Origin of the sequence: Streptomyces mexicanus (assembly GCF_902506575.1) — a bacterium.
In the GTDB taxonomy this organism is placed as follows: domain Bacteria; phylum Actinomycetota; class Actinomycetes; order Streptomycetales; family Streptomycetaceae; genus Streptomyces; species Streptomyces mexicanus.
In genome coordinates this window covers 5,103,038-5,123,725 of sequence record NZ_LR732544.1, presented here as the reverse complement: position 1 = coordinate 5,123,725, position 20,688 = coordinate 5,103,038, and the positions used below count along the sequence as shown (strand labels likewise).

At 73.0% G+C, this 20,688-nt stretch carries 12 protein-coding genes and 1 pseudogene; 4 read left to right on the top strand and 9 right to left on the bottom strand.

Annotation, left to right across the window (positions count from 1 at the left end):
- Nucleotides 1-31: 31 nt before the first annotated feature.
- Nucleotides 32-958: a proline dehydrogenase family protein gene (locus GV126_RS23040; protein WP_159669981.1), complete on the bottom strand. Its 927-nt coding sequence runs from the start codon at nt 956-958 to the stop codon at nt 32-34.
- 162 nt (nt 959-1,120) lie between these two features.
- On the opposite strand from GV126_RS23040, the gene GV126_RS23035 reads away from it, so the two are divergent.
- A complete protein-coding gene (locus GV126_RS23035; protein WP_159669978.1) occupies nt 1,121-2,308 on the top strand; it encodes a PucR family transcriptional regulator in 1,188 nt (395 codons plus the stop codon).
- Nucleotides 2,309-2,356: 48 nt separating this feature from the next.
- On the opposite strand, the gene GV126_RS23030 is transcribed toward GV126_RS23035, so the two are convergent.
- Nucleotides 2,357-2,956, bottom strand: coding sequence for a TetR/AcrR family transcriptional regulator (locus GV126_RS23030; protein WP_159669975.1), 600 nt, complete (start codon nt 2,954-2,956; stop codon nt 2,357-2,359).
- Nucleotides 2,957-3,052: 96 nt separating this feature from the next.
- On the opposite strand from GV126_RS23030, the gene GV126_RS23025 reads away from it, so the two are divergent.
- Entirely contained in the window at nt 3,053-4,624 is a 1,572-nt protein-coding gene (locus GV126_RS23025; protein ID WP_159669971.1) for an MFS transporter, read from the top strand.
- A gap of 79 nt (nt 4,625-4,703) precedes the next feature.
- On the opposite strand, the gene serA is transcribed toward GV126_RS23025, so the two are convergent.
- The 6 genes from serA to GV126_RS22995 all read right to left on the bottom strand — a co-directional run bounded on the left by serA (nt 4,704) and on the right by GV126_RS22995 (nt 15,264).
- Nucleotides 4,704-6,293, bottom strand: coding sequence for a phosphoglycerate dehydrogenase (gene serA, locus GV126_RS23020; protein ID WP_159669968.1), 1,590 nt, complete (start codon nt 6,291-6,293; stop codon nt 4,704-4,706).
- A gap of 323 nt (nt 6,294-6,616) precedes the next feature.
- The gene (gene ilvC, locus GV126_RS23015) at nt 6,617-7,615 is read right to left on the bottom strand and encodes a ketol-acid reductoisomerase (RefSeq protein WP_159669965.1); all 999 of its coding nucleotides are present in this window, start codon (nt 7,613-7,615) and stop codon (nt 6,617-6,619) included.
- Nucleotides 7,616-7,770: 155 nt separating this feature from the next.
- The gene (gene ilvN / locus GV126_RS23010) at nt 7,771-8,298 is read right to left on the bottom strand and encodes an acetolactate synthase small subunit (protein WP_028425157.1); all 528 of its coding nucleotides are present in this window, start codon (nt 8,296-8,298) and stop codon (nt 7,771-7,773) included.
- A 41-nt stretch (nt 8,299-8,339) separates the two neighbouring features.
- Nucleotides 8,340-10,190, bottom strand: a complete 1,851-nt coding sequence (locus GV126_RS23005) for an acetolactate synthase large subunit (protein WP_185947854.1) — start codon at nt 10,188-10,190, stop codon at nt 8,340-8,342.
- Between the two features lie 394 nt (nt 10,191-10,584).
- Complete coding sequence (locus tag GV126_RS23000) at nt 10,585-14,103, bottom strand: putative bifunctional diguanylate cyclase/phosphodiesterase (RefSeq protein WP_438947859.1); 3,519 nt, start codon at nt 14,101-14,103, stop codon at nt 10,585-10,587.
- A 198-nt stretch (nt 14,104-14,301) separates the two neighbouring features.
- Nucleotides 14,302-15,264 carry a 2-hydroxyacid dehydrogenase gene (locus GV126_RS22995; protein WP_185947853.1) on the bottom strand — a complete coding sequence of 321 codons (963 nt, stop codon included), beginning with the start codon at nt 15,262-15,264 and terminating at the stop codon, nt 14,302-14,304.
- A 77-nt stretch (nt 15,265-15,341) separates the two neighbouring features.
- Here GV126_RS22995 and GV126_RS22990 point away from each other — a divergent pair, with 77 nt between their 5' ends.
- Nucleotides 15,342-16,340, top strand: coding sequence for an aldo/keto reductase (locus GV126_RS22990; RefSeq protein ID WP_159669959.1), 999 nt, complete (start codon nt 15,342-15,344; stop codon nt 16,338-16,340).
- A 105-nt stretch (nt 16,341-16,445) separates the two neighbouring features.
- Nucleotides 16,446-17,609: a PQQ-dependent sugar dehydrogenase gene (locus GV126_RS22985; protein ID WP_236570077.1), complete on the top strand. Its 1,164-nt coding sequence runs from the start codon at nt 16,446-16,448 to the stop codon at nt 17,607-17,609.
- 12 nt (nt 17,610-17,621) lie between these two features.
- Here the strand turns inward: GV126_RS22985 and GV126_RS22980 are convergent.
- A pseudogene (locus GV126_RS22980) lies at nt 17,622-20,677 on the bottom strand (helix-turn-helix transcriptional regulator).
- Between the last annotated feature and the right edge of the window lie 11 nt (nt 20,678-20,688).

Genomic DNA, 20,688 nt, shown 5'->3' with positions numbered 1-20,688 from the left:
GCGGGGGGTCGGGCGTGCGTGGGGTGCGGGCTCAGCCCTTGGTGACCATCGAGCGGACGAAGAAGCGCAGGTTGGCCGGCTTCTCCGCGAGACGGCGCATGAAGTAGCCGTACCAGTCGGTGCCGTAGGCGGTGTAGACGCGCATGCGGTGGCCCTCGGCGGCCAGCCGCAGGTGCTCGTCGCTGCGGATGCCGTACAGCATCTGGAACTCGTACTCGTCGAGCTTGCGGCCGGCGGTGCGGGCCAGTTCCTGCGCGATGGAGATCAGACGCGGGTCGTGGGACCCGACCATCGGGTAGCCGTCGCCCTCCATCAGGGTGCGCAGGATCCGCACGTACGCCTTGTCGATCTCGTGCTTGTTCTGGTACGCGACCTCGGCGGGCTCCTTGTAGGCGCCCTTCACCAACCGTACGCGAGAGCCGCTCGCGGCGAGGCGGCGCGCGTCGGCCTCGGTGCGGAAGAGGTACGCCTGGATGACGCAGCCGGTCTGCGGGAAGTCCTTCCGCAGCTCCTCGTGGATGGCGAACATCGAGTCGAGGGTGGTGTGGTCCTCCGCGTCGAGGGTGACCGTGGTGCCGATGGCGGCGGCGGCCTCGACGACCGGGCGGACGTTGGCGAGGGCCAGCTCGTGGCCGCCGGGCAGCGCCTGGCCGAACATGGACAGCTTCACCGACATCTCGACCTTGGGGCCGAGGTCCAGGTCCTTGATCCGGTCGATCAGCGCCAGGTACGCGTCCCGGGCGGCGGTGGCCTGCTCCGGGGTGGTGATGTCCTCGCCGACCACGTCCATGGTCAGCTCCAGGCCCTTGCCGGTCAGGTCCTCGATGATGGGGACGATGTCGTCCACGGTCTCGCCGGGGATGAAGCGGTCCACGACCTGCTTGGTCACCGGGGCCGCCGAGATCAGGCGTCGCATCCGGTCGCTGCGCGACGCGGCAAGAATCACGGGACCCAGCACGGGGCACCTCCACAACAGTCAACAAAGGGCCGATACCCGACGCTTTCGGGTCGGCACGGAGAACCACCGTGAAAGTTAAGGACCGCTTTGATCGTGGGCCATCGACAGCTGTCACGCATCCGCGCCCACGATCTCAGACAGTTGTATGAAGAGGCGGCCGGAATGCGCGAGAATGCCCGGGTGAGGGCGGATGACAAGGGTGACTACCAGGAGCTGGTCGACGAGATCTCGGAGCTGCTCGGCGCGCCGGCCACCCTGGAGAACCGGAACTTCGAGCTGATCGCCTTCGGCGCCTACGACAGCGAGGGCGACCTGGATCCGTCGGCCCTGGACCCGGTGCGCACCCGCTCGATCCTCACCCGGCGCTCCACCGCCGCCGTGCGCCGCTGGTTCGAGAGCTTCGGCATCGCCCGGGCCACGGGCCCGGTGCGCATCCCGCCCACCCCGGAGGCCGGCGTCTACCGGGGCCGGATCTGCCTGCCGGTACGCCATCGGGGTGTCGTCCTCGGCTACGTCTGGCTGCTGTACGACGACCCCGGACCGAGCGAGCAGCAGCTGGCGGCGGCCATGGGGGTGACGGCGCGGATCGGCGCGCTGCTCGCCGACGAGGCCCAGCACGGTGCCGACCTCACACGGGAGCTGCGGGCGGCGCTGACCGCCCAGGAGGGCTGGCCGCGCGAGATGGCGGTGGCGGAGCTGCGGACGGCACTGGGCGCCCGCGGCGAGGGCCCGCACACGATGGTGTGCGTGGCGCCCTGGCCGTCGGCCGACCCCGACGACGCGCCCTCGGTGCGCACCCTGCCGGGGGCGACGGCCCTGTGCACGGTGCCGTGGGGCGCCGCGGAGCAGTGCCTGGGGGTGCTGGTGCGGCTGCGCTCGACCGACACGGCGACCCCTGCGGCCTCGGCGGCGGCCCGGCTGCTGGAGCGGGCGGGCGGCGCGGCGGCGGCCGGGATCGCCGCCGGGCGGACGGGCCTGGCCGAGCTGGGCACGGCCTGGGCGCAGGCGTCGGCCGCGGCCCGGGCGGCGCTGGCCGAACCGCGGCTGGGGCCGGTCGCCCAGTGGGCGCGCATCGGGCCGTACCGGCTGCTGACCGCGCTGCCCCCGCGGGCCGCGCACGATCCCGTGGTGGGCCCGCTGCTCGCCCCCGCCCACCGGGAACTGGCCCGCACCGCCGAGGTCTACCTCGACTGCGCGGGCCAGGCCGGCCGCACGGCCGCCGAGCTGGGCATCCACCGCCAGACCCTCTACTACCGGCTGTCGCGGGTGGAGCAGCTCACGGGCCTGGACCTGGACGACGGCGAGGACCGGCTGCTGCTGCACATGGCGCTGAAGGCGGCGCGGCTGTAGGTCCCGTCGTCGTGGCGCGGGCGGGAGTCCGACGACAGGTCCTGGAGACTACGAGTCCCGCGCGGAGCCCTGGGTGGCCCCGGCGATCACCTGGCGCAGGCCCTCGGTGAGCTGCTCGGCGCCGGGGGCGGTTTTCGGGTCGAAGGTCCACAGGGAGATCAGGCCCGTCATCAAGACGGTGTAGAAGGCGCCGAGGGTGTCGACGACGTCCTCCGGGATGTCCTCCTCGCGCCCGCCCATCAGCAGCGCGACGAAGCCGCGCGAGCCCTCCCGCTGGGCCCGCGCGAGATGGTCGCGCACCTCGGGCAGCTGGTCGCCCATGACCACGATCTCCGCGCTGAGCCGCCAGAACGAGCCGGGGTCCCGCATCGTGGCGATGACGTTCGACCACACCTCCTGGAAGCGCTCCACGGAGCCCGGGGCGGTGCCCGCGCCCGGGCCCGCGTCCCCGGCGAACGCCCCGGACATGTCCTCGACCAGCGCGACGTACGCCTGCGCCAGCAGCGCGTCCTTGGAGCCGTAGTGGTAGCCGATCGAGGCGAGGTTGGTCCCCGACTCCTTGACGATGTCGCGCGCGGTGGTGCGCGCGAAGCCCTTCTGCAGCAGGCAGCGCTTGGCGCCTTCGAGCAGGTCCTCACGGTGTCCCATGGCCTCACCCTACCGCCGGTCCATACAACTGTCCTAGACGCATGACTTATACGTGCGTTCTAGACAGCCGTATAAGACACCCGTACAGTCCTGGGCATGACGAACCCGACGAGCACCACCCCGAGCCCGGCCGCCCGCGCCGGCCACCGTGAATGGACCGCCCTCGGCGTGCTGATGCTGCCGCTGCTGCTGGTCTCGATGGACGTCTCCGTCCTGTACTTCGCCGTCCCCGCCATCAGCGCGGACCTTCGGCCGAGCGCCACCCAACAGCTGTGGATCTTCGACATCTACGCGTTCGTCCTGGCCGGCCTGCTGATGACGATGGGCTCGCTCGGCGACCGCGTCGGCCGGCGCAGGCTGCTGCTGTGCGGGGCCGCCGCCTTCGGCGCGGCCTCGCTGGCGGCCGCCTACGCCACCGGCGCCGGCACCCTGATCGCCGCCCGCGCGGTCCTCGGCGTCGGCGGCGCCACCCTGATGCCGTCCACGATGGCGCTGGTGCGCACGATGTTCACCGACCCCGGCCAGCGGGCGAAGGCCATCGGCATCTGGTCCGGCGTGATGACCGGCGGCGTCGCGCTCGGCTCCGTGCTCAGCGGGGTCCTGGTGCAGTACTTCTGGTGGGGCTCGGTCTTCCTGGTCAACCTGCCGGCCATGGCGCTGCTGCTGGTGCTCGGCCCGTTCCTGCTGCCCGAGTCGAAGAACCCCTCCCCCGGACGGTTCGACCCGCTCGGCGTGGTGCTGTCGATGGCGGCGGTGCTCCCCGTCGTCTGGGGCCTGAAGGAGATCCCCGCCGAGGGCGTGCACCCGCTGTACGTGGTCTCGATCACCGTCGGCCTGCTGTTCGCGGCCCTCTTCGTCCACAGCCAGCGCACGGTGGCCTCCCCCATGATCTCGCCGGCGCTGTTCCGCGGGCGGGGCTTCGCCCCCGCGGTGGCCCTCAACCTCGTCTCCGCGTTCGCCATGATGGGCTCGGCGTACTTCACCACCCAGTACCTGCAGTCCGTGCTCGGCAAGAGCGCGATGGAGGCGGCCCTGTGGGCGCTGCTGCCCTCGGTGCCGATCGGCGCGGCGGCCCCGGCGGCGACCGCGCTGGTGCACAGGGGCGTCCACCGGGCGTACGTCGTCACGGCGGGCTTCGCGATCGCCGCGGCCGGCTACGCGCTGCTGGCCGGTGCCGGCACGGACGCGCTGTGGCTGGTCCTGGTCGCCTGCGGCGTCCTGGCCTCGGGTGTCGTGATAGTGATGTCCCAGCTGACCGACCTGGCCCTCGGCGCGGCCCCGGTCGAGCAGGCGGGCGCGGCCTCCTCGCTGCTGGAGACCGGCTCGGAGTTCGGCGGCGCGCTGGGCATGGCGGTCCTCGGGTCCATCGGCACGGCGGTCTACCGCCACGAGATCCCCTCCGGCGCCCCGGCCCCCGCGCACGAGACCCTCGGCGGCGCGCTCGCGGTCGCCGGGCAGCTTCCGGGGCAGGCGGGCCGGGACCTGGCGGCGGCGGCCCGCGAGGCGTTCACCCACGGCATGCAGGGCGCGGCCCTCGCCGGGGCGGCGGTGCTGGTCGTCGCGGCGGCGGTGGCGGGCACGGCGCTGCGCCGGATCCGGGTCCAGGACAGCGAGCCGGCGGCGCGGGCCGAGGAGGCGAAGGCCGACGCGGCGCAGCCGGTGGCCTGACCGCACGCACCGCACGCACAAGGCGCCGGGGGAGCAGGATGTCCTGCTCCCCCGGCGCCTTGCGTCCGGCCGGGCTGCCTCAGACGAGGTTGACCGAGCGGGCCGACGTCGCGCCGATCTCCGCGGCGACCTCGGCCAGCACCCCGGCGGGCACCGTGTCGTCCACGGTCAGCACGGCCAGCGCCTCACCGCCCACCGTGGAGCGGGCCACCTGCATGCCGGCGATGTTGATGCCCGCCTCGCCGATGATGCGGCCGACGGTGCCGACGACACCGGGACGGTCCTCGTAGCGCAGGACGACCATGTGGTCGGCGAGCGCCAGGTCCACGTCGTAGTCGCCGACCGCGACGATCTTCTGCAGGTGCTTGGGGCCGGCCAGCGTGCCGGAGACGGAGACCTCCTCGCCGCTGGCGAGGGTGCCGCGCACGGTGACGACGTTGCGGTGGTCGCTCGACTCGGAGCTGGTGGTCAGGCGGACCTCGACACCGCGCTCCTGGGCGAACAGCGGGGCGTTGACGTAGGAGACCGTCTCGTCGACCACGTCCTCGAAGACGCCCTTGAGCGCGGACAGCTCCAGCACCTTCACGTCGTACTGGGTGATCTCGCCGTAGACCTCGACGTCGAGGCGGACGGCGACCTCACCGGCGAGCGCGGTGAAGATGCGGCCGAGGCGCTCGGCGAGCGGCAGGCCCGGCTTGACGTCCTCGGCGATGACGCCGCCCTGGACGTTCACCGCGTCCGGGACCAGCTCACCGGCCAGCGCGAGGCGGACGGACTTGGCGACGGCGATGCCCGCCTTCTCCTGCGCCTCGTCGGTGGAGGCGCCCAGGTGCGGGGTGCACACCACCTGGTCGAACTCGAACAGCGGGGAGTCCGTGCACGGCTCCTTGGCGTACACGTCCAGGCCCGCGCCGGCGACCCGGCCCTCCTTGAGCGCCGAGTACAGCGCCTGCTCGTCGACGATGCCGCCGCGGGCGGCGTTGACGATGCGCACGGTCGGCTTGACCTTGCGCAGCGCCTCCTCGCCGATCAGGCCGAGCGTCTCGGGGGTCTTCGGCAGGTGGACGGTGATGAAGTCGGAGACCTCCAGCAGCTCGTCCAGGGAGAGCACCTTCACGCCCATCTGCGCGGCTCGCGCGGGCTGCACGTACGGGTCGTAGGCGACGACCTTCATGCCGAAGGCGGACATGCGCTGGGCGACCAGGGCACCGATGCGGCCGAGGCCGACGACGCCGAGGGTCTTCTCGGCCAGCTCGACACCCGTGTACTTGCTGCGCTTCCACTCGCCGTTCTTCAGCGCGGCGTTGGCCTGCGGGATGTTGCGGGCGGTGGCGATGATCAGACCGCAGGCCAGCTCGGCGGCGGTCACGATGTTGGAGGTGGGGGCGTTGACGACCATCACGCCGGCCTTGGTGGCGGCGGCGACGTCCACGTTGTCCAGGCCGACGCCGGCGCGGGCGACGACCTTCAGCTTGCCGGCCGCGGCGATCGCCTCGGCGTCGACCTTGGTGGCCGAGCGGATCAGGATCGCGTCGACGTCGGCGATGGCGGGGAGCAGTTCCGCGCGGTCGGCGCCGTTGCAGTGCCGGATCTCGAAGTCCGGGCCGAGCGCGTCGACGGTCGCGGGCGACAGCTCTTCAGCGATGAGTACGACAGGTTTCGAGCTCACGTGAGTCCTCACAAGTGCGATGCGGACGGCCGTCCCGACGGCCGCAGGCGGAGGAGGGGGAGCGGCGCCTCGGAGGTGCGGGCCTGCGCCTCTTCGGTGTCGCTTGGCCGCGTGGAAGACGCACGACGCTGTGGGCCTGACGCGTTGGTTGTTCAGCAGTGTAGTGGCGCCGGGTGCGTCGTATTGCGCCGCAGCGGAAGGATCACCCGTCCGTGGCTGGACGGGGTGGACAACGCCGTGGATCCGCCTTCGACTCCCGACGTTACCCCGGGTCCGGCAAAAGGGGCCGGAGCACATGCTCCGGCCCCTTTCGGGGGCGAGGCTTACGCCTCCTCGTTCACCCAGCTCATGAGCTTGCGCAGCTCCTTGCCGGTGGTCTCCAGCAGGTGCTCGGCGTCCTGCTTCTTGTACTCGTTGTACTTCTTCAGACCGCCGTGGTACTCGTCCATCCAGTTCTTGGCGAAGGTGCCGTCCTGGATCTCGGCGAGGACCTTCTTCATCTCGGCCTTGGTGGCGTCGGTGACGATCCGCGGGCCGGTGACGTAGTCGCCCCACTCGGCGGTCTCGGAGACCGACCAGCGCATCTTCTCCAGGCCGCCCTCGTACATGAGGTCCACGATCAGCTTCAGCTCGTGCAGGCACTCGAAGTAGGCGATCTCCGGCTGGTAGCCCGCCTCGACCAGGGTCTCGAAGCCGGCCTTCACCAGAGCGGCGGTACCGCCGCACAGGACGGCCTGCTCACCGAACAGGTCGGTCTCGGTCTCCTCGGTGAAGGTGGTCTTGATGACGCCGGCGCGGGTGCCGCCGATGCCCTTGGCGTACGACAGCGCCAGCGGGAAAGCGTTGCCGGAGGCGTCCTGCTCGACGGCCACGATGCAGGGGACGCCGCGGCCCTCCTCGTACTGACGGCGCACCAGGTGGCCCGGGCCCTTCGGGGCGACCATGCAGACGTCCACGCCGGCCGGGGGCTTGATGAAGCCGTAGCGGATGTTCAGGCCGTGCCCGAAGAACAGCGCGTCGCCGTCCTTGAGGTTGTCCTTGATGGACTCCTCGTAGACCTGGGCCTGGATCGGGTCCGGGACCAGGATCATGACGACGTCGGCCTCGGCGGCGGCCTGAGCCGGGCTGACCACGCGCAGGCCCTGCTCCTCGGCCTTCGCCTTGGACTTCGATCCCTCGTGCAGACCGATCCGGACGTCGACGCCCGAGTCGCGCAGCGACAGCGCGTGGGCGTGGCCCTGGCTGCCGTAGCCGATGACCGCGACCTTGCGGCCCTGGATGATGGACAGGTCGGCGTCAGCGTCGTAGAACAGCTCGGCCACTTTGGGTTCTCTCCTTGGTGTGCAGGTTGTGCGTCCCACCGTATGCCGGTGGGGAGACGGGAAGTTCGGGGGTCTCGGTATGCGGGCGGCCGGTGTGTCCCGGCCGGCGGTGCCCTGTCGTCAGGACGACGGGGCACGTCGCACGGGTCGCGCCGTCACGCCGAGCGGTCGAGGGCGCGCAGCGACCGGTCCGTGATGGAGCGGGCGCCGCGGCCGATGGCGATGGTGCCGGACTGGACCAGCTCCTTGATGCCGAACGGCTCCAGCATGCGGAGCATGGCCGACAGCTTGTCGCTGGATCCGGTGGCCTCCACGGTCACGGCCTCCGGGGAGACGTCGACGGTCTTGGCGCGGAAGAGCTGGACGATCTCGACGATCTGGGAGCGCGTCTCGTTGTCGGCGCGCACCTTCACCAGGACGAGTTCGCGCTGGACGGCCTGGCTGGGCTCCAGCTCGACGATCTTGAGCACGTTGACGAGCTTGTTGAGCTGCTTGGTCACCTGCTCCAGCGGCAGGTCCTCGACGCTGACCACGATGGTGATGCGGGAGATGTCGGGGTGCTCGGTCACGCCGACCGCGAGGGAGTCGATGTTGAAGCCGCGGCGGGAGAACAGGGCGGCGATCCGCGCCAGGATGCCGGGGGTGTTCTCGACCAGGACCGAGAGCGTGTGCTTGGTGGACATGTCGGTCGTACCTTCCTGAATCCTCGGGTGTCCCGGTGCTCTCAGTCGTCCTCGGAGTCGCCGAAGTCGGGGCGCACGTCACGGGCGGCCATGATCTCGTCGTTGGAGGTGCCGGCGGCGACCATCGGCCAGACCATGGCGTCCTCGTGGACGATGAAGTCCACGACGACGGGCCGGTCGTTGATGGAGTTCGCCTCCTCGATGACCTTGTCCAGGTCCTCGGGCCGCTCGCAGCGGATCGCGTGGCAGCCCATCGCCTCCGACAGCTTCACGAAGTCGGGGACACGGGTGCCGCGGGCGTCGGGGTTGACGTCGTCCGGGCCGGAGTGCAGGACGGTGTTGGAGTAGCGCTGGTTGTAGAACAGCGTCTGCCACTGGCGGACCATCCCCAGGGCGCCGTTGTTGATGACGGCGACCTTGATCGGGATGTTGTTCAGGGCGCAGGTGGTCAGCTCCTGATTGGTCATCTGGAAGCAGCCGTCGCCGTCGATCGCCCAGACGGTCCGCTCGGGCTGTCCGGCCTTGGCGCCCATGGCGGCCGGGACGGCGTAGCCCATGGTTCCCGCGCCGCCGGAGTTCAGCCAGGTGGCGGGCTTGTCGTACTGGATGAAGTGCGCGGCCCACATCTGGTGCTGGCCGACGCCCGCGGCGAAGATCGTGCCCTCGGGGGCGAGCTGCCCGATGCGCTCGATGACCGCCTGCGGGGACAGGGAGCCGTCCTCGGGCTGGTCGTAGCCGAGCGGGTAGGTCTCGCGCCAGCGGTTCAGGTCCTTCCACCAGGCGCTGTAGTCGCCCGTGCGGCCCTCGGCGTGCTCCTTCTGCACGGCCTGGATCAGGTCGGCCAGCACCTCGCGGGCGTCACCGACGATCGGCACGTCGGCCTCGCGGTTCTTGCCGATCTCGGCCGGGTCGATGTCGGCGTGGACGATCTTGGCGTACGGCGCGAAGCTGTCCAGCTTGCCGGTGACGCGGTCGTCGAACCGGGCGCCGAGGGCGACGATCAGGTCGGCCTTCTGCAGCGCGGTGACGGCGGTGACCGCACCGTGCATGCCCGGCATTCCCACGTGCAGCGGGTGGCTGTCGGGGAACGCGCCGAGCGCCATCAGGGTGGTGGTGACGGGCGCTCCGGTCAGTTCGGCGAGCATCTTCAGCTCGGCGGTGGCCTTGGCCTTGAGCACGCCGCCGCCGACGTAGAGGACCGGCCGCCTGGCGGCGGTGATGAGCTTGGCGGCCTCGCGGATCTGCTTGGCGTGCGGCTTGGTGACGGGCCGGTAGCCGGGCAGGTCCATCACCGGCGGCCAGGAGAAGGTGGTCTTGGCCTGCAGGGCGTCCTTGGCGATGTCGACCAGGACCGGGCCGGGGCGGCCGGTGGCGGCGATGTGGAACGCCTCGGCGATCACCCGCGGGATGTCCTCGGCCTTGGTGACCAGGAAGTTGTGCTTGGTGATCGGCATGGTGATGCCGACGATGTCCGCCTCCTGGAAGGCGTCCGTGCCGATCGAGGAGGACGCCACCTGGCCGGTGATCGCGACCAGCGGCACGGAGTCCATGTGCGCGTCGGCGATCGGCGTGACCAGGTTGGTGGCGCCGGGGCCGGAGGTGGCCATGCACACGCCGACCTTGCCGGTGGCCTGCGCGTAGCCGGTGGCCGCGTGGCCGGCACCCTGCTCGTGGCGGACCAGGACGTGGCGCACCCGGCCGGAGTCCATCAGCGGGTCGTAGGCGGGGAGGATCGCACCGCCGGGAATGCCGAATACGGTGTCGGCGCCGACCTCCTCGAGAGAGCGAATGAGGGACTGCGCACCCGTGACCTGCTCGACGGGCGCGGGCTGCTGTCCTGAGGTACGGGGCCGCGGCTGCGGATGATGGGCCCCGGTGGCCTGCTCGGTCATCGGCATTCTCTTCTCGATGCTGAGGTTTTTGCGGGGGGTGTGCGGTGGGGCTTTCGCCAGGTTCGCACGGTGTTCGGCTGCGGTGCGGCAGGTGCCTGTGCAACAAAAAACCCCTCGTGCCGCAAGGCAAGCGAGGGGAGCGCGCCGGGTGGGTCGCTGGGGATTCCGGAGCCTTCTCCGGTGGGTCCCAGCTCAGCCGACGCGCTGTCCAAGTACGAGAATTCGGGTGCGCATGGCATTGACCCTCTCCCCGGCGCACACCCGGTGTCAAGTGGGTGGGACGGGAGTCTCACCATGTGGGCGAAGGGACGGGCGGCCGCCGCGAGCGGCCGGAGCCGCGCGGCCGGCCGCGCCCGGCCGCGCACCTCCCTCACCTGCGGGTTGCGTGGCGTGCTCACCTCCGGGGGGCCATGGTCGGGGGCGAGGAGACGAACGTGCTCAGCCCGTCGGGCCTGCGCGGGGGCGCGCCCTCGATGCCGACGCGCCCCTCCGGTTCTCTCACGCCCCCGGCGAACGCCGGTTCGGCCGGGCCGTGCGGCACGGGGTAGTGGCCCGAGGCGAGCGCCCGGCGCAGCCGGTACTCCTCCAGCGGCCCGGAGAACGCCATGCCCTGCCCGTGGGTGCAGCCCATCGCGCGCAGCGCCACGACCTGCTCGGGCAGGTCGACGCCGTCGGCAACGGACTGCAGCCCGAGGTCGCCGGCGATGCGCAGCAGCCCGCTGGTGATCTTGTGCAGCCGGGCGGACTCCACGACGCCCTCGACCAGGCCCCGGTCGAGCTTGAGGATGTCCACGGGGAGCCTTCTGAGGGCGGTGATCGCGCCGTGCCCGCTGCCGAAGCCGTCCAGCGCGATCCGTACGCCGAGCCGCCGGAGCGCGGACAGGCGCCGCTCCAGCTCGTCCAGCGAGACCCGCGGGTCGGTGTCGGACAGCTCGATCACCAGGCCGTCGGAGGGCAGCCCGTGCCGGGTCAGCAGCGTCTCCACGGTGCCGGGCGGCAGGGAGCGGTCCACCAGGCGGCGGGCGCCCATCCGCACGACCACGGGCACCGCCAGGCGGTCACGGGCGCGTTCCGCGGCCTGCTCGACGGCCTGCTCCAGCACCCAGCGGCCCACTTCGGCCGTCTTGTCGCTGTCCTCCGCCACCCGCAGGAACTCGGCCGGGGTGAACAGCACGCCCTGGGAGGAGCGCCAGCGCGCCTGGGCGGCGACCGACGTGATCCGGCCGTCGGCCAGGTCCACCACGGGCTGGTGCAGCAGCGTGAACTCGCCGTCGTGCAGGGCGGACCTGAGCCGGCCGGCCAGCTCCGCCTTGCGCACGACGTCCTGCTGCATCTGCGGCTTGTACAGCTCGACGCGGCCCTTGCCGGCCGCTTTCGCCCGGTACATCGCCAGGTCGGCGTTGCGCAGCAGCTCCCCCGCGCCCAGTCCGGGCTCGGCGAAGGCGACGCCGATGGAGGCGGCGACGCGGACGTCGTTGCCCTCGATGACGTACGGCTGGGAGAGGGTCACCCTGAGGCGGTCGGCGAGCTCCAGGATGTGCCCTTCGCGGGCCGTGCGGTCGTGGGCGCCGTCCCCGACGATGAGCGCCGCGAACTCGTCGCCGCCCAGCCGGGAGGCGGTGTCGCCCTGGCGCACCGCGTCCTGGAGTCTGCGGGCGGCCTGGACGAGCAGTTCGTCCCCGGCCTGGTGTCCGATCGTGTCGTTGACGGCCTTGAAGCCGTCCAGGTCGATGAAGAGCACGGCGGTGCCGTGGTCGGTGGAGCGGCGGCCGGACAGGGCCTGCTGCACCCGCTTGGTGAACAGGGCCCGGTTGGGCAGGTCGGTGAGCGGGTCGTGCTCGGCGTTGTGCTGCAACTGCGCCTGCAGGCGCACCCGCTCGGTGACGTCCCGGCTGTTGAAGATCAGCCCGCCGTGGTGGCGGTTGATGGTCGACTCGACGTTGAGCCACCCTCCCCCGCTCTCGGCTTCGCCCGCGTGGGAGGTGCCCCCACCGCCGAAGCGGAAGCGGCACTCGATGCGGGTGGTGGGCTCCTCCTCGGGGCTGGCGGCGAGGAAGCGGCGCACCTCGTGCACCACGCAGCCCAGGTCCTCGGGGTGGATGAGACTGGCCAGCTCGGTGCCCACCAGTTCCTCCGCCGGCCGCCCGTACACCCCGGCGGCGGCCGGGGAGACGTAGCGCAGGATGCCGTTGGGGGCGGCGATCATGATGACGTCGCTGGAGCCCTGCACCAGGGAGCGGAAGTGGTTCTCCTTCTCGGCCAGTTCCTGGGTGAGGCTGATGTTGTCCAGCAGCATGATGCCCTGGCGCATCACGAGGGCGAGCACGACGGCGCCCGCGGTGATCAGGACGACCCGGTCGACGCGGTGGCCGTTGAGCACGTTGTAGAGGATCCCGAGGGTGCACACGGCGGCCGCGAGGTACGGGGTGAGGGCGGCGAGGGAGCCGGCGATGGGCCGGCCCGCCGGATAGCGGTCGTGGTCGCCGCCCGGTACGGACGGCAGCCCGGGGCCGCCGAGCGGGGCGGTGCGCCGTCGGGGCGCCTGCCCGGGCCCCGGATCGGGCGCGGCGGGCGCGTGGCCGTCGGCGGTGGGCGTGCGGCCGTCCGCCCCGCGCCGGTGCGTCCCGTCCCGGTGCGGCGGGTGGCCGTCGGCGTGGTGTCTCCCGTGGCCGCCCGCAAGGTCCCCGGCGTGCTCGTCGGTGCGGTTCCTCGCGTGTTCGTCGGTGCGGTTCCCGGCGTGCTCGCCGGCGTGGTTCCGCGGGTGTCCGCCGGCCGTGCCGAGGGCGGTGCGGGGTGCGTCGTGCTCGTCCCGGTCGTGCCGTTCGGCGGCCTGGGGCGCGATCCGGCGGCTGACCCAGGGGGCGTACGCCAGGAGCAGCGAGCCGGCGAACCAGCCCGCGTCCAGCAGCTGCCCCGAGCGGTAGGTGTGGTGCAGCAGCGGCGAGGTGAACAGGGCGTCGCTCACGACGGTCAGGGCGAGGCCGCCGATCGCGGTGTTCACCGCGGTGCGGTTGATCGGGCTGCGGCGGAAGTGCAGCACCAGCACCATGCTGACCAGGGCGATGTCGAGCAGCGGGTACGCCAGCGACAGCGCGGTGTGGGCGACGCTCGGCCCGTCGAACGAGGCCGCCTGGGCCAGGGCCAGGCTCCACGACAGGGTGAGCAGCGAGCCCCCGATCAGCCAGGCGTCCAGGGCCAGGCACACCCAGCCGGCCTTGGTCACCGGCCGTTTGGCGAGCACCAGCAGGCCGATGATCGCGGGCGGGGCGAAGCACAGGAAGAACAGGTCGGCGTAGCTCGGGTTGGGCACCCGCTCGCCGAGCACGACCTCGTACCAGCCCCAGACCGCGTTGCCCAGGGCCGCCATCGTTTGGGAGAAGGCGAACAGCAGCCAGGCGGGCCGGAAGCGGACGCGGCGGTCGCGGGCGTACAGGACGCACGAGACGGCGGCGGTGCCGGCCGCGGCGGCCAGCCCGAAGTCGCCCATGACCAGCGCCAGCTCGTGGGAACCCCAGCCGCAGGCGGAACCGACGGCGTATCCCGCGCACAGCAGCGCCACGACGAGCTGCGGTGCCGGGCGGCGGGGGCCGCCGACGCCTGCGGACGACCGCTGCGGGAGCGCCCCCGGGGCCACCCGGGCGGTCCCCGCCGCATCCGGTGCGGTCGTGGCCGGAGGCGAGGGCGTCACCGGATTCCTCCGGTCCGCGCCGCGGGGTCCCGCGGGTCGCGGTGCGGCGTGTGCGTGTGCCTCCGGCGGCCGCTGGGCCGGCGGTGCTGCTGGGGGCCGGGCCGGCCGTTCCGGTGCTGCTGTCCGGGGTGGTGGCTGTGCTGACCGCCGTGGTGGCCGCGTCTGCGGGCGGCCGCCTGCCAGGGTCGTCGGTGGCGGCCCCGCCGCGTCGGATCGTTCGTCCATAGGCCGTACATCGCCCGTCGCCCCCCTCGCAGTCTGGAATGTCCGTCCCCGGCGCCGAAGGTCGCGGCGCAGCCCCTGTCGGGACGATACACCAGGATCGTCACTCAGGGACATAGGGCCTCTACGCTGCGTGACCGACGAGGGGGCGGGCGGACACCGTGCGCGTCCGAGGCGTCGCGGACGGTGCCCGCGGCGTCGCTAGGCGCCTGCCGCGCCCGTCGTGAGGACCACGTTGGCCGGCGGCTCGTGGTTCACGAAGCGGTGCAACTGCCCCACCAGCAACCGCTCGGCGCGCGGCCGGAAGGCCGAGGTGGGGCCGCCCACGTGCGGGGTGACGAGCACGCCCGGAGCGTGCCACAGGGGGTGGTCGGCGGGCAGCGGCTCGGGGTCGGTGACGTCGAGGGCGGCGGTGATCCGGCCGCTCTCCAGCTCGGCCAGCAGCGCCTCGGTGTCGACGACGGCGCCGCGCGCGACGTTCACCAGGAGCGCGCCGTCCTTCATCCGGGCCAGGAAACCGGCGTTGACCAGGCCGCGGGTGGCGTCTGTCAAGGGCGTGGACAGCACGACGACATCGGCGTCCGGAAGCAGAGCGGGCAGATCGGTGAGCGGATGCACCGGACCGCGCGCTGTGGTGCGCCCGGAGCGCGCCACGCGCGCCACCCGCGCGACCTCGAACGGCGCGAGCCGGTCCTCGATGGCGGAACCGATGGATCCGTACCCGACGATGAGGACGTTCTTGTCGGCCAGCGCGGGACGGAAACCTCCCTGCCACGCGCCGCGGTCCTGGGCCCGGACGAAGCCGGGGATGCCGCGCAGGGAGGCGAGGATCAGCGCGAGCGCCAGCTCGGCGGTGCTCGCCTCGTGCACGCCGCGGGCGTTGCACAGGTGGACGCCGGGCGGCAGGTCCTTCAGCCCGGGCTCGACGTGGTCGGTGCCGGCGGACAGCGTCTGCACCACGCGCACCGAGGTCATGCGGGGCATCGGACGGACGCCGATGCCCGGGGGCTTCATGTACGGCACGACGTAGAACACGCAGTCGGCCGGGTCCGCGGGGTACTCCTGCGTGCCGTCCTCGCCCCCGTCCCAGAACAGGTAGGTCGGCCCCTCGGGGAGCCCCTCGATCTCCTCCGGCGGGATGGGCAGCCACACGTCACCAGTCATGGCAGGAGGCTATGTCAGGGGCGGGCGCGGCCAGAGGTTAGGTTGGTGAAGCGCAGGCGAGGGAGGGTTACGGCGAGGTGGAGCGCAGGACGATCGGCGCGACGGCACTCGCGGTGGGGGCCGTGGGACTCGGGTGCATGCCGATGAGCTGGGCGTACAGCGCGTCGCGGCAGCGGGGGACGGAGTCGCTCAGGACCGTGCACCGGGCGCTGGACCTGGGCTCGACGCTGCTGGACACCGCCGACATGTACGGCCCGTTCACCAACGAGCTGCTGCTCGGACGGGTGCTGAAGGAGCGGCGCTCGGAGGCCTTCGTCTCGACGAAGGTGGGCCTGCTGGTGGGCGAGCAGCACATCGTGGCCAACGGGCGGCCCGGCTACGTCCGGCGGGCCTGCGACGCCTCGCTGCGGCGGCTGCAGACGGACGTCATCGACCTGTACCAGCTGCACCGCGCCGACCCCGAGGTGCCTGTCGAGGAGACCTGGGGGGCGATGGCGGAGCTGGTGCGGGCCGGGAAGGTGCGCGCGCTGGGCCTGTGCGCCGTGGGGGTGCGCGGCGGGCGCCGGTCGGGGGCGGGGCTGTACAACGGCACGATCCGGCAGTTGGAGCGGGTGCAGCAGGTCTTCCCGGTGAGCGCGGTACAGGCCGAGCTGTCGGTGTGGTCCCCGGAGGCGCTGGGTTCGCTGCTGCCCTGGTGCGCGGCGCGCGGGATCGGCTTCCTGGCGGCGATGCCGCTCGGCAACGGCTTCCTGACCGGCACGCTCACCCCCGGGCAGGGTTTCGAACCGGACGACCTGCGGGCCCGGCACCCGCGGTTCACCGCCGAGATGATGGCGGCGAACCAGCCGATCGTCGCCGGGCTGCGCCGCGTGGCCGCCCGCCACGGCGCGGACGTCACCCCCGCGCAGGTGGCCCTGGCCTGGGTGCTGGCCCAGGGGCCGCACGTGATCCCGGTGCCGGGCACCAAGCAGGCCCGCTGGGCCACCGAGAACGCGGGCGCGGCCGGGCTGCGCCTGACCCCCGAGGACCTGGCGGAGCTGCGGCACCTGCCGGCGGCGCGGGGGTCGTGGGACTGACGTGCGCGCGCGGTGCGCGTAGCGGGGGCCGCGTCCGGGCGGGAACCTGGAGGGCGTGGGCGGTGTGCGAGTGACCGCCGGCCGCTGCGACGAAGGGACGGGATCGTGCGACGCCGAGCTGTGACGGGCGTGCTGGCCGCCGCCGTGCTGCTGGTGGCGGGATGCTCCTCGGGCGGGTCGTCGCCCGGCGGGGGTGGCGGGAGCGGGGGTGCGCCCAGCCGTACGGCCGGCGCGCCGTCGCCCTCGGCGCCGGACCGGGAGAGCACCCCGCCGGCCAAGGGCTCCGTGAAGGTGCTGCGGACGGTGGCACAGGGCCTGAATTCCCCGTGGGGCCTGGCCGAGCTGCCCGACGGCGCTCTTCTGGTGTCCTCCCGGGACCAGGCGACGATCACGCGGGTGGACGTGAAGACCGGCCGGAAGACCCTGCTGGGCACGGTCTCCGGGGTGGCGCCGGAAGGCGAGGGCGGCCTCCTGGGCATCGCGCTCTCCCCCGGCTTCGCCTCCGACCACATGGTCTACGCCTGCTTCACCTCCGCCTCCGACAACCGCATCGTGCGGATGCTGTACGACCCGGCGAAGCCCGCCGGCGAGCAACTGGGCGCGCCCGACACGGTGTTCAAGGGCATCCCCAAGGGCTTCGTCCACAACGGCGGCCGGATCGCCTTCGGCCCGGACGGGATGCTGTACGCCGGCACCGGCGAGAGCGGCCGGCGGGGGCTGGCACAGGACAGGAAGAACCTCGGCGGCAAGATCCTGCGCCTGACGCCCGAGGGCGAGCCGGCCCCGGGCAACCCCTTCCCCGGCTCCCCGGTCTACAGCTACGGCCACCGCAATGTGCAGGGCCTGGCCTGGGACGACAAGCAGCGCCTGTTCGCCTCGGAGTTCGGTCAGGACACCTGGGACGAGCTGAACGCGATCAAGCCGGGCGCCAACTACGGCTGGCCGGACGCCGAAGGCAGGTCCGGTGACCCCCGCTACCAGGACCCGATCGCCCAGTGGCACACGGACGTCGCCTCCCCCAGCGGCATCGCCTACGTCGAGGGCTCGATCTGGATGGCCGGCCTGAAGGGCGAGCGGCTGTGGCGCATCCCCCTGAAGGACACGCGGGCGGCGGCGGCCCCGCAGGCGTTCCTCACGCACACCTACGGCCGGCTGCGCACGGTCGCGCCGGCGGGCGACGGCAGGCTCTGGCTGGTCACCAGCAACACCGACGGCCGGGGCGACCCGAAGAAGGGCGACGACCGGATCCTGGAGCTGCGGGTGTCCTGAAGCCTGTCCGGGCTACAGTCCCGCGACCAGCCGCTCCCCCGCGTCCTGGGCGAACAGCCCCAGCCGGTGGGCCACCGCGGCCGCCTCGCCGCGACTGGAGACGGCCAGTTTCGCCAGGATGTTCGAGACGTGGACGCTGGCCGTCTTCGGGGAGATGAACAGCTCCTCGGCTATCTGGCGGTTGGTGCGGCCCAGCGAGACCAGGCGCAGCACGTCGCGTTCACGGCCGGTCAGGCCCAGCGCCTGCGCCGGATCGGCGGGCTCTGCGGCCTGCCGCGGGGCGCAGGTCAGGGGCAGGCGGGCGCGCCGGGCAACCTGGGCGACGGCGTCGGCGAGCGGGCGGGCCCGCAGGTGCTCGGCGGTGGCGTGCGCCAGGCGCAGCAGTTCCGTGGCGCGCGGGCGCTGGTCGTCGTCGCCGGCGAGCAGCGCCTCGGCCAGGCGGCAACGGACGCGGGCGAGGTCGTAGGGGCGTTCCAGCGTCTCGAAGGCGGCGACGATCTCGGTCCAGTCGTCGGGTCGGCCGCGGCCCTCGGCCCGCAGCAGTTCGGCCCGCACCCAGCGTTCGTGGGCCTGCCAGACGGGCACGTCGGCGGGCAGTGCCTTGGCGGCCCGGCGGATGCGGTCCAGGACGCGGGGCCGCCCGGGGTCGGCGCCGGGCAGCCCGACCGCGGTGGCCTCCGTGGTGGCGGCGGACAGCAGCAGGGGCCAGCCGTAGCGCTGGGTGCCGGGCGGGAAGCCGTGTCCAGGACGCGGTCGAGTTCGGCGCGGGCGTCGGACAGGCGGCCTTCGCCCGCAGCGATCTCGATCGCGAGCCGGGCCAGCGGGAGGGCGTGCTGCGGGGCGAAGTCGTGGGTGCCGAAGTGAGCGCGGGCCTCGGCCAGGTGCGTGGCCGCTTCGGCCAGCTCGCCGCGGGCGACGGCGAGTTCGGCGCGGACCCGGGCGTGGAAGGCGCGCGGCTTGGCGCTCTGCCCGACCCGCCGGGACCGGGACGCCGCCTCGGCGGCCTCCTCCCAACGGCCCATGGTGAACAGGGACTCGGCGAGGTTGCCCCACACCCATGCCTCCTGGTCGAGCAGGCCGTGGCCGCGGGTGTGGGCGATCCCCCGCTCCAGCAGCGGGACGGCCTCGCGGGAGCGGCCCACGGCCTCCAGTTCGGACGGCAGGTTGACGTAGGAGCGCCCGGCGACCACGGCGAGGCCCTCCTGCACGGTGCGCTCGTTGACCTCGTACATCTCGGCCAGTCCCGCCTCGACGTCGCCGGACTGGACCATGAGCCCGCCCAGGGTGAGGCGCGCGGACATCTCGATCTCCCGGACGCCGACCATGCGCGCGTACTCCACGGCGCGTTCGGCGGCCGAGAACGCCTCGGGGCCGGGCTCGTGCACCATCGACCAGTTGGCGACGTTGGCGAGGACTTCGGCGTGCACCTCGGACGGCGGCAGGCCCCGCACCAGCTCCTGGGCGCGGGCCAGTTCCGCCCAGCCGTCGCCCTGCGCCTTGGCCTGCACCAGCCGGGAGCGCTGGATCCAGAACCAGGCGGCCCGCAGGGGGTCGTGCTCCTCCTCCAGCAGGCGCAGCGCCCGCTTGGTGATCTTCAGGGCGCGTTCCCGCTCCCCGCACAGGCGGCCGGCGACGGCCGCCTCCGCCATCAGGTCCAGGTAGCGCAGGGGCGTGGTGGCGGGGTCGCAGCCGCAGGGAGGGTAGACCTCGGTGTAGTCGACGGGCCGCAGTTGCTCGCGCACCTCCTCGGGGGCGGTGTCCCACAGCTCCATCGCCCGTTCCAGCAGGCGCAGTTGCTCGCTGTAGGCGTGGCGGGCGCGGGCCACGACGGAGGCGGCCAGGACGGCGGGCAGCGCCTTGGCCGGGTCGTGGGCGTGGTACCAGTAGCTGGCCAGCCGCATGACGCGCTCGTCGGCGGGGACGAGCGTGGGGTCGGCCTCCAGTGCCTGGGCGTAGCGGCGGTTCAGGCGGGCTCGCTCGCCGGGCAGCAGGTCGTCGCCGACGGCCTCGCGGACCAGGGAGTGCCGGAAGCGGTAGCCGTCCCCGGTGGGTGCGGCGATGAGGATGTTGGCGTTCACGGCCGCGCGCAGCGCCTCGATGAGGTCGTCCTCGGCGAGCCCGGCCGCGGCGGCCAGCAGTCGGTGCTCGATGGTGGAGCCGCCCTCGGCGGCGATGCGCACGATGCGCTGGGCCCGCTCGGGCAGCGCCTCGACCCGGACCAGGAGCAGGTCGCGCAGCGAGTCGCTGAGGTCGGCGCAGCAGCCCTCATGGGCGGCGACGGCGAGTTCCTCCACGAAGAAGGCGTTGCCGTCGGAGCGTTCGAAGATCTCGTCCACCTGGGCGGGGTCCGGTTCGGCGGCCAGGATGCCGGCGATCTGACGGCCGACCTCCTGCCGGGTGAAGCGGGCCAGCTCGATGCGCTGCACGGTGCGCAGCCGGTCCAGTTCGGCCAGCAGGGGGCGCAGCGGGTGGCGGCGGTGGATGTCGTCGGAGCGGTAACTGGCCAGGACGACCAGGCGGCCGGTGCGCAGGGTGCGGAAGAGGTAGGCCAGCAGGTGCCGGGTGGAGGCGTCGGCCCAGTGCAGGTCCTCCAGGGCGAGGACCACGGTGTGCTGCGCGGCGACCTGCTCCAGCAGGCGGGCGGTGAGTTCGAACAGGCGGGCGGTGCCCTCCTCGTCGTGCCGGCCGGCCCGCCGGGCGACGGGCTGCTCGCCCAGCTCGGGCAGCAGCCGGGCCAGTTCCTCCTCCTGGCCGGCCGCCGCGGCGGCGAGTGCGTCGGGCAGAGCCCGGCGCAGCGCCCGCAGCGCGGTGGAGAACGGGGCGAACGGCAGCCCGTCGGCGCCGATCTCCACGCAGCCGCCGACCGCGACGACCGCACCCCGGCGCCCGGCGGCGGCCGCGAACTCCTCGATCAGCCGTGTCTTGCCGACACCGGCCTCACCACCGATCAGCAGGGCCTGCGGCTCTCCCGCGGCGGCACGGGACAGCGCGCCGTGCAGCGTGTCCAACTCGCTGGCACGGCCGACGAACACCGGACTGACGGACCTGGTCTCCACGGCCCTGAGGATCGCACGAGGGT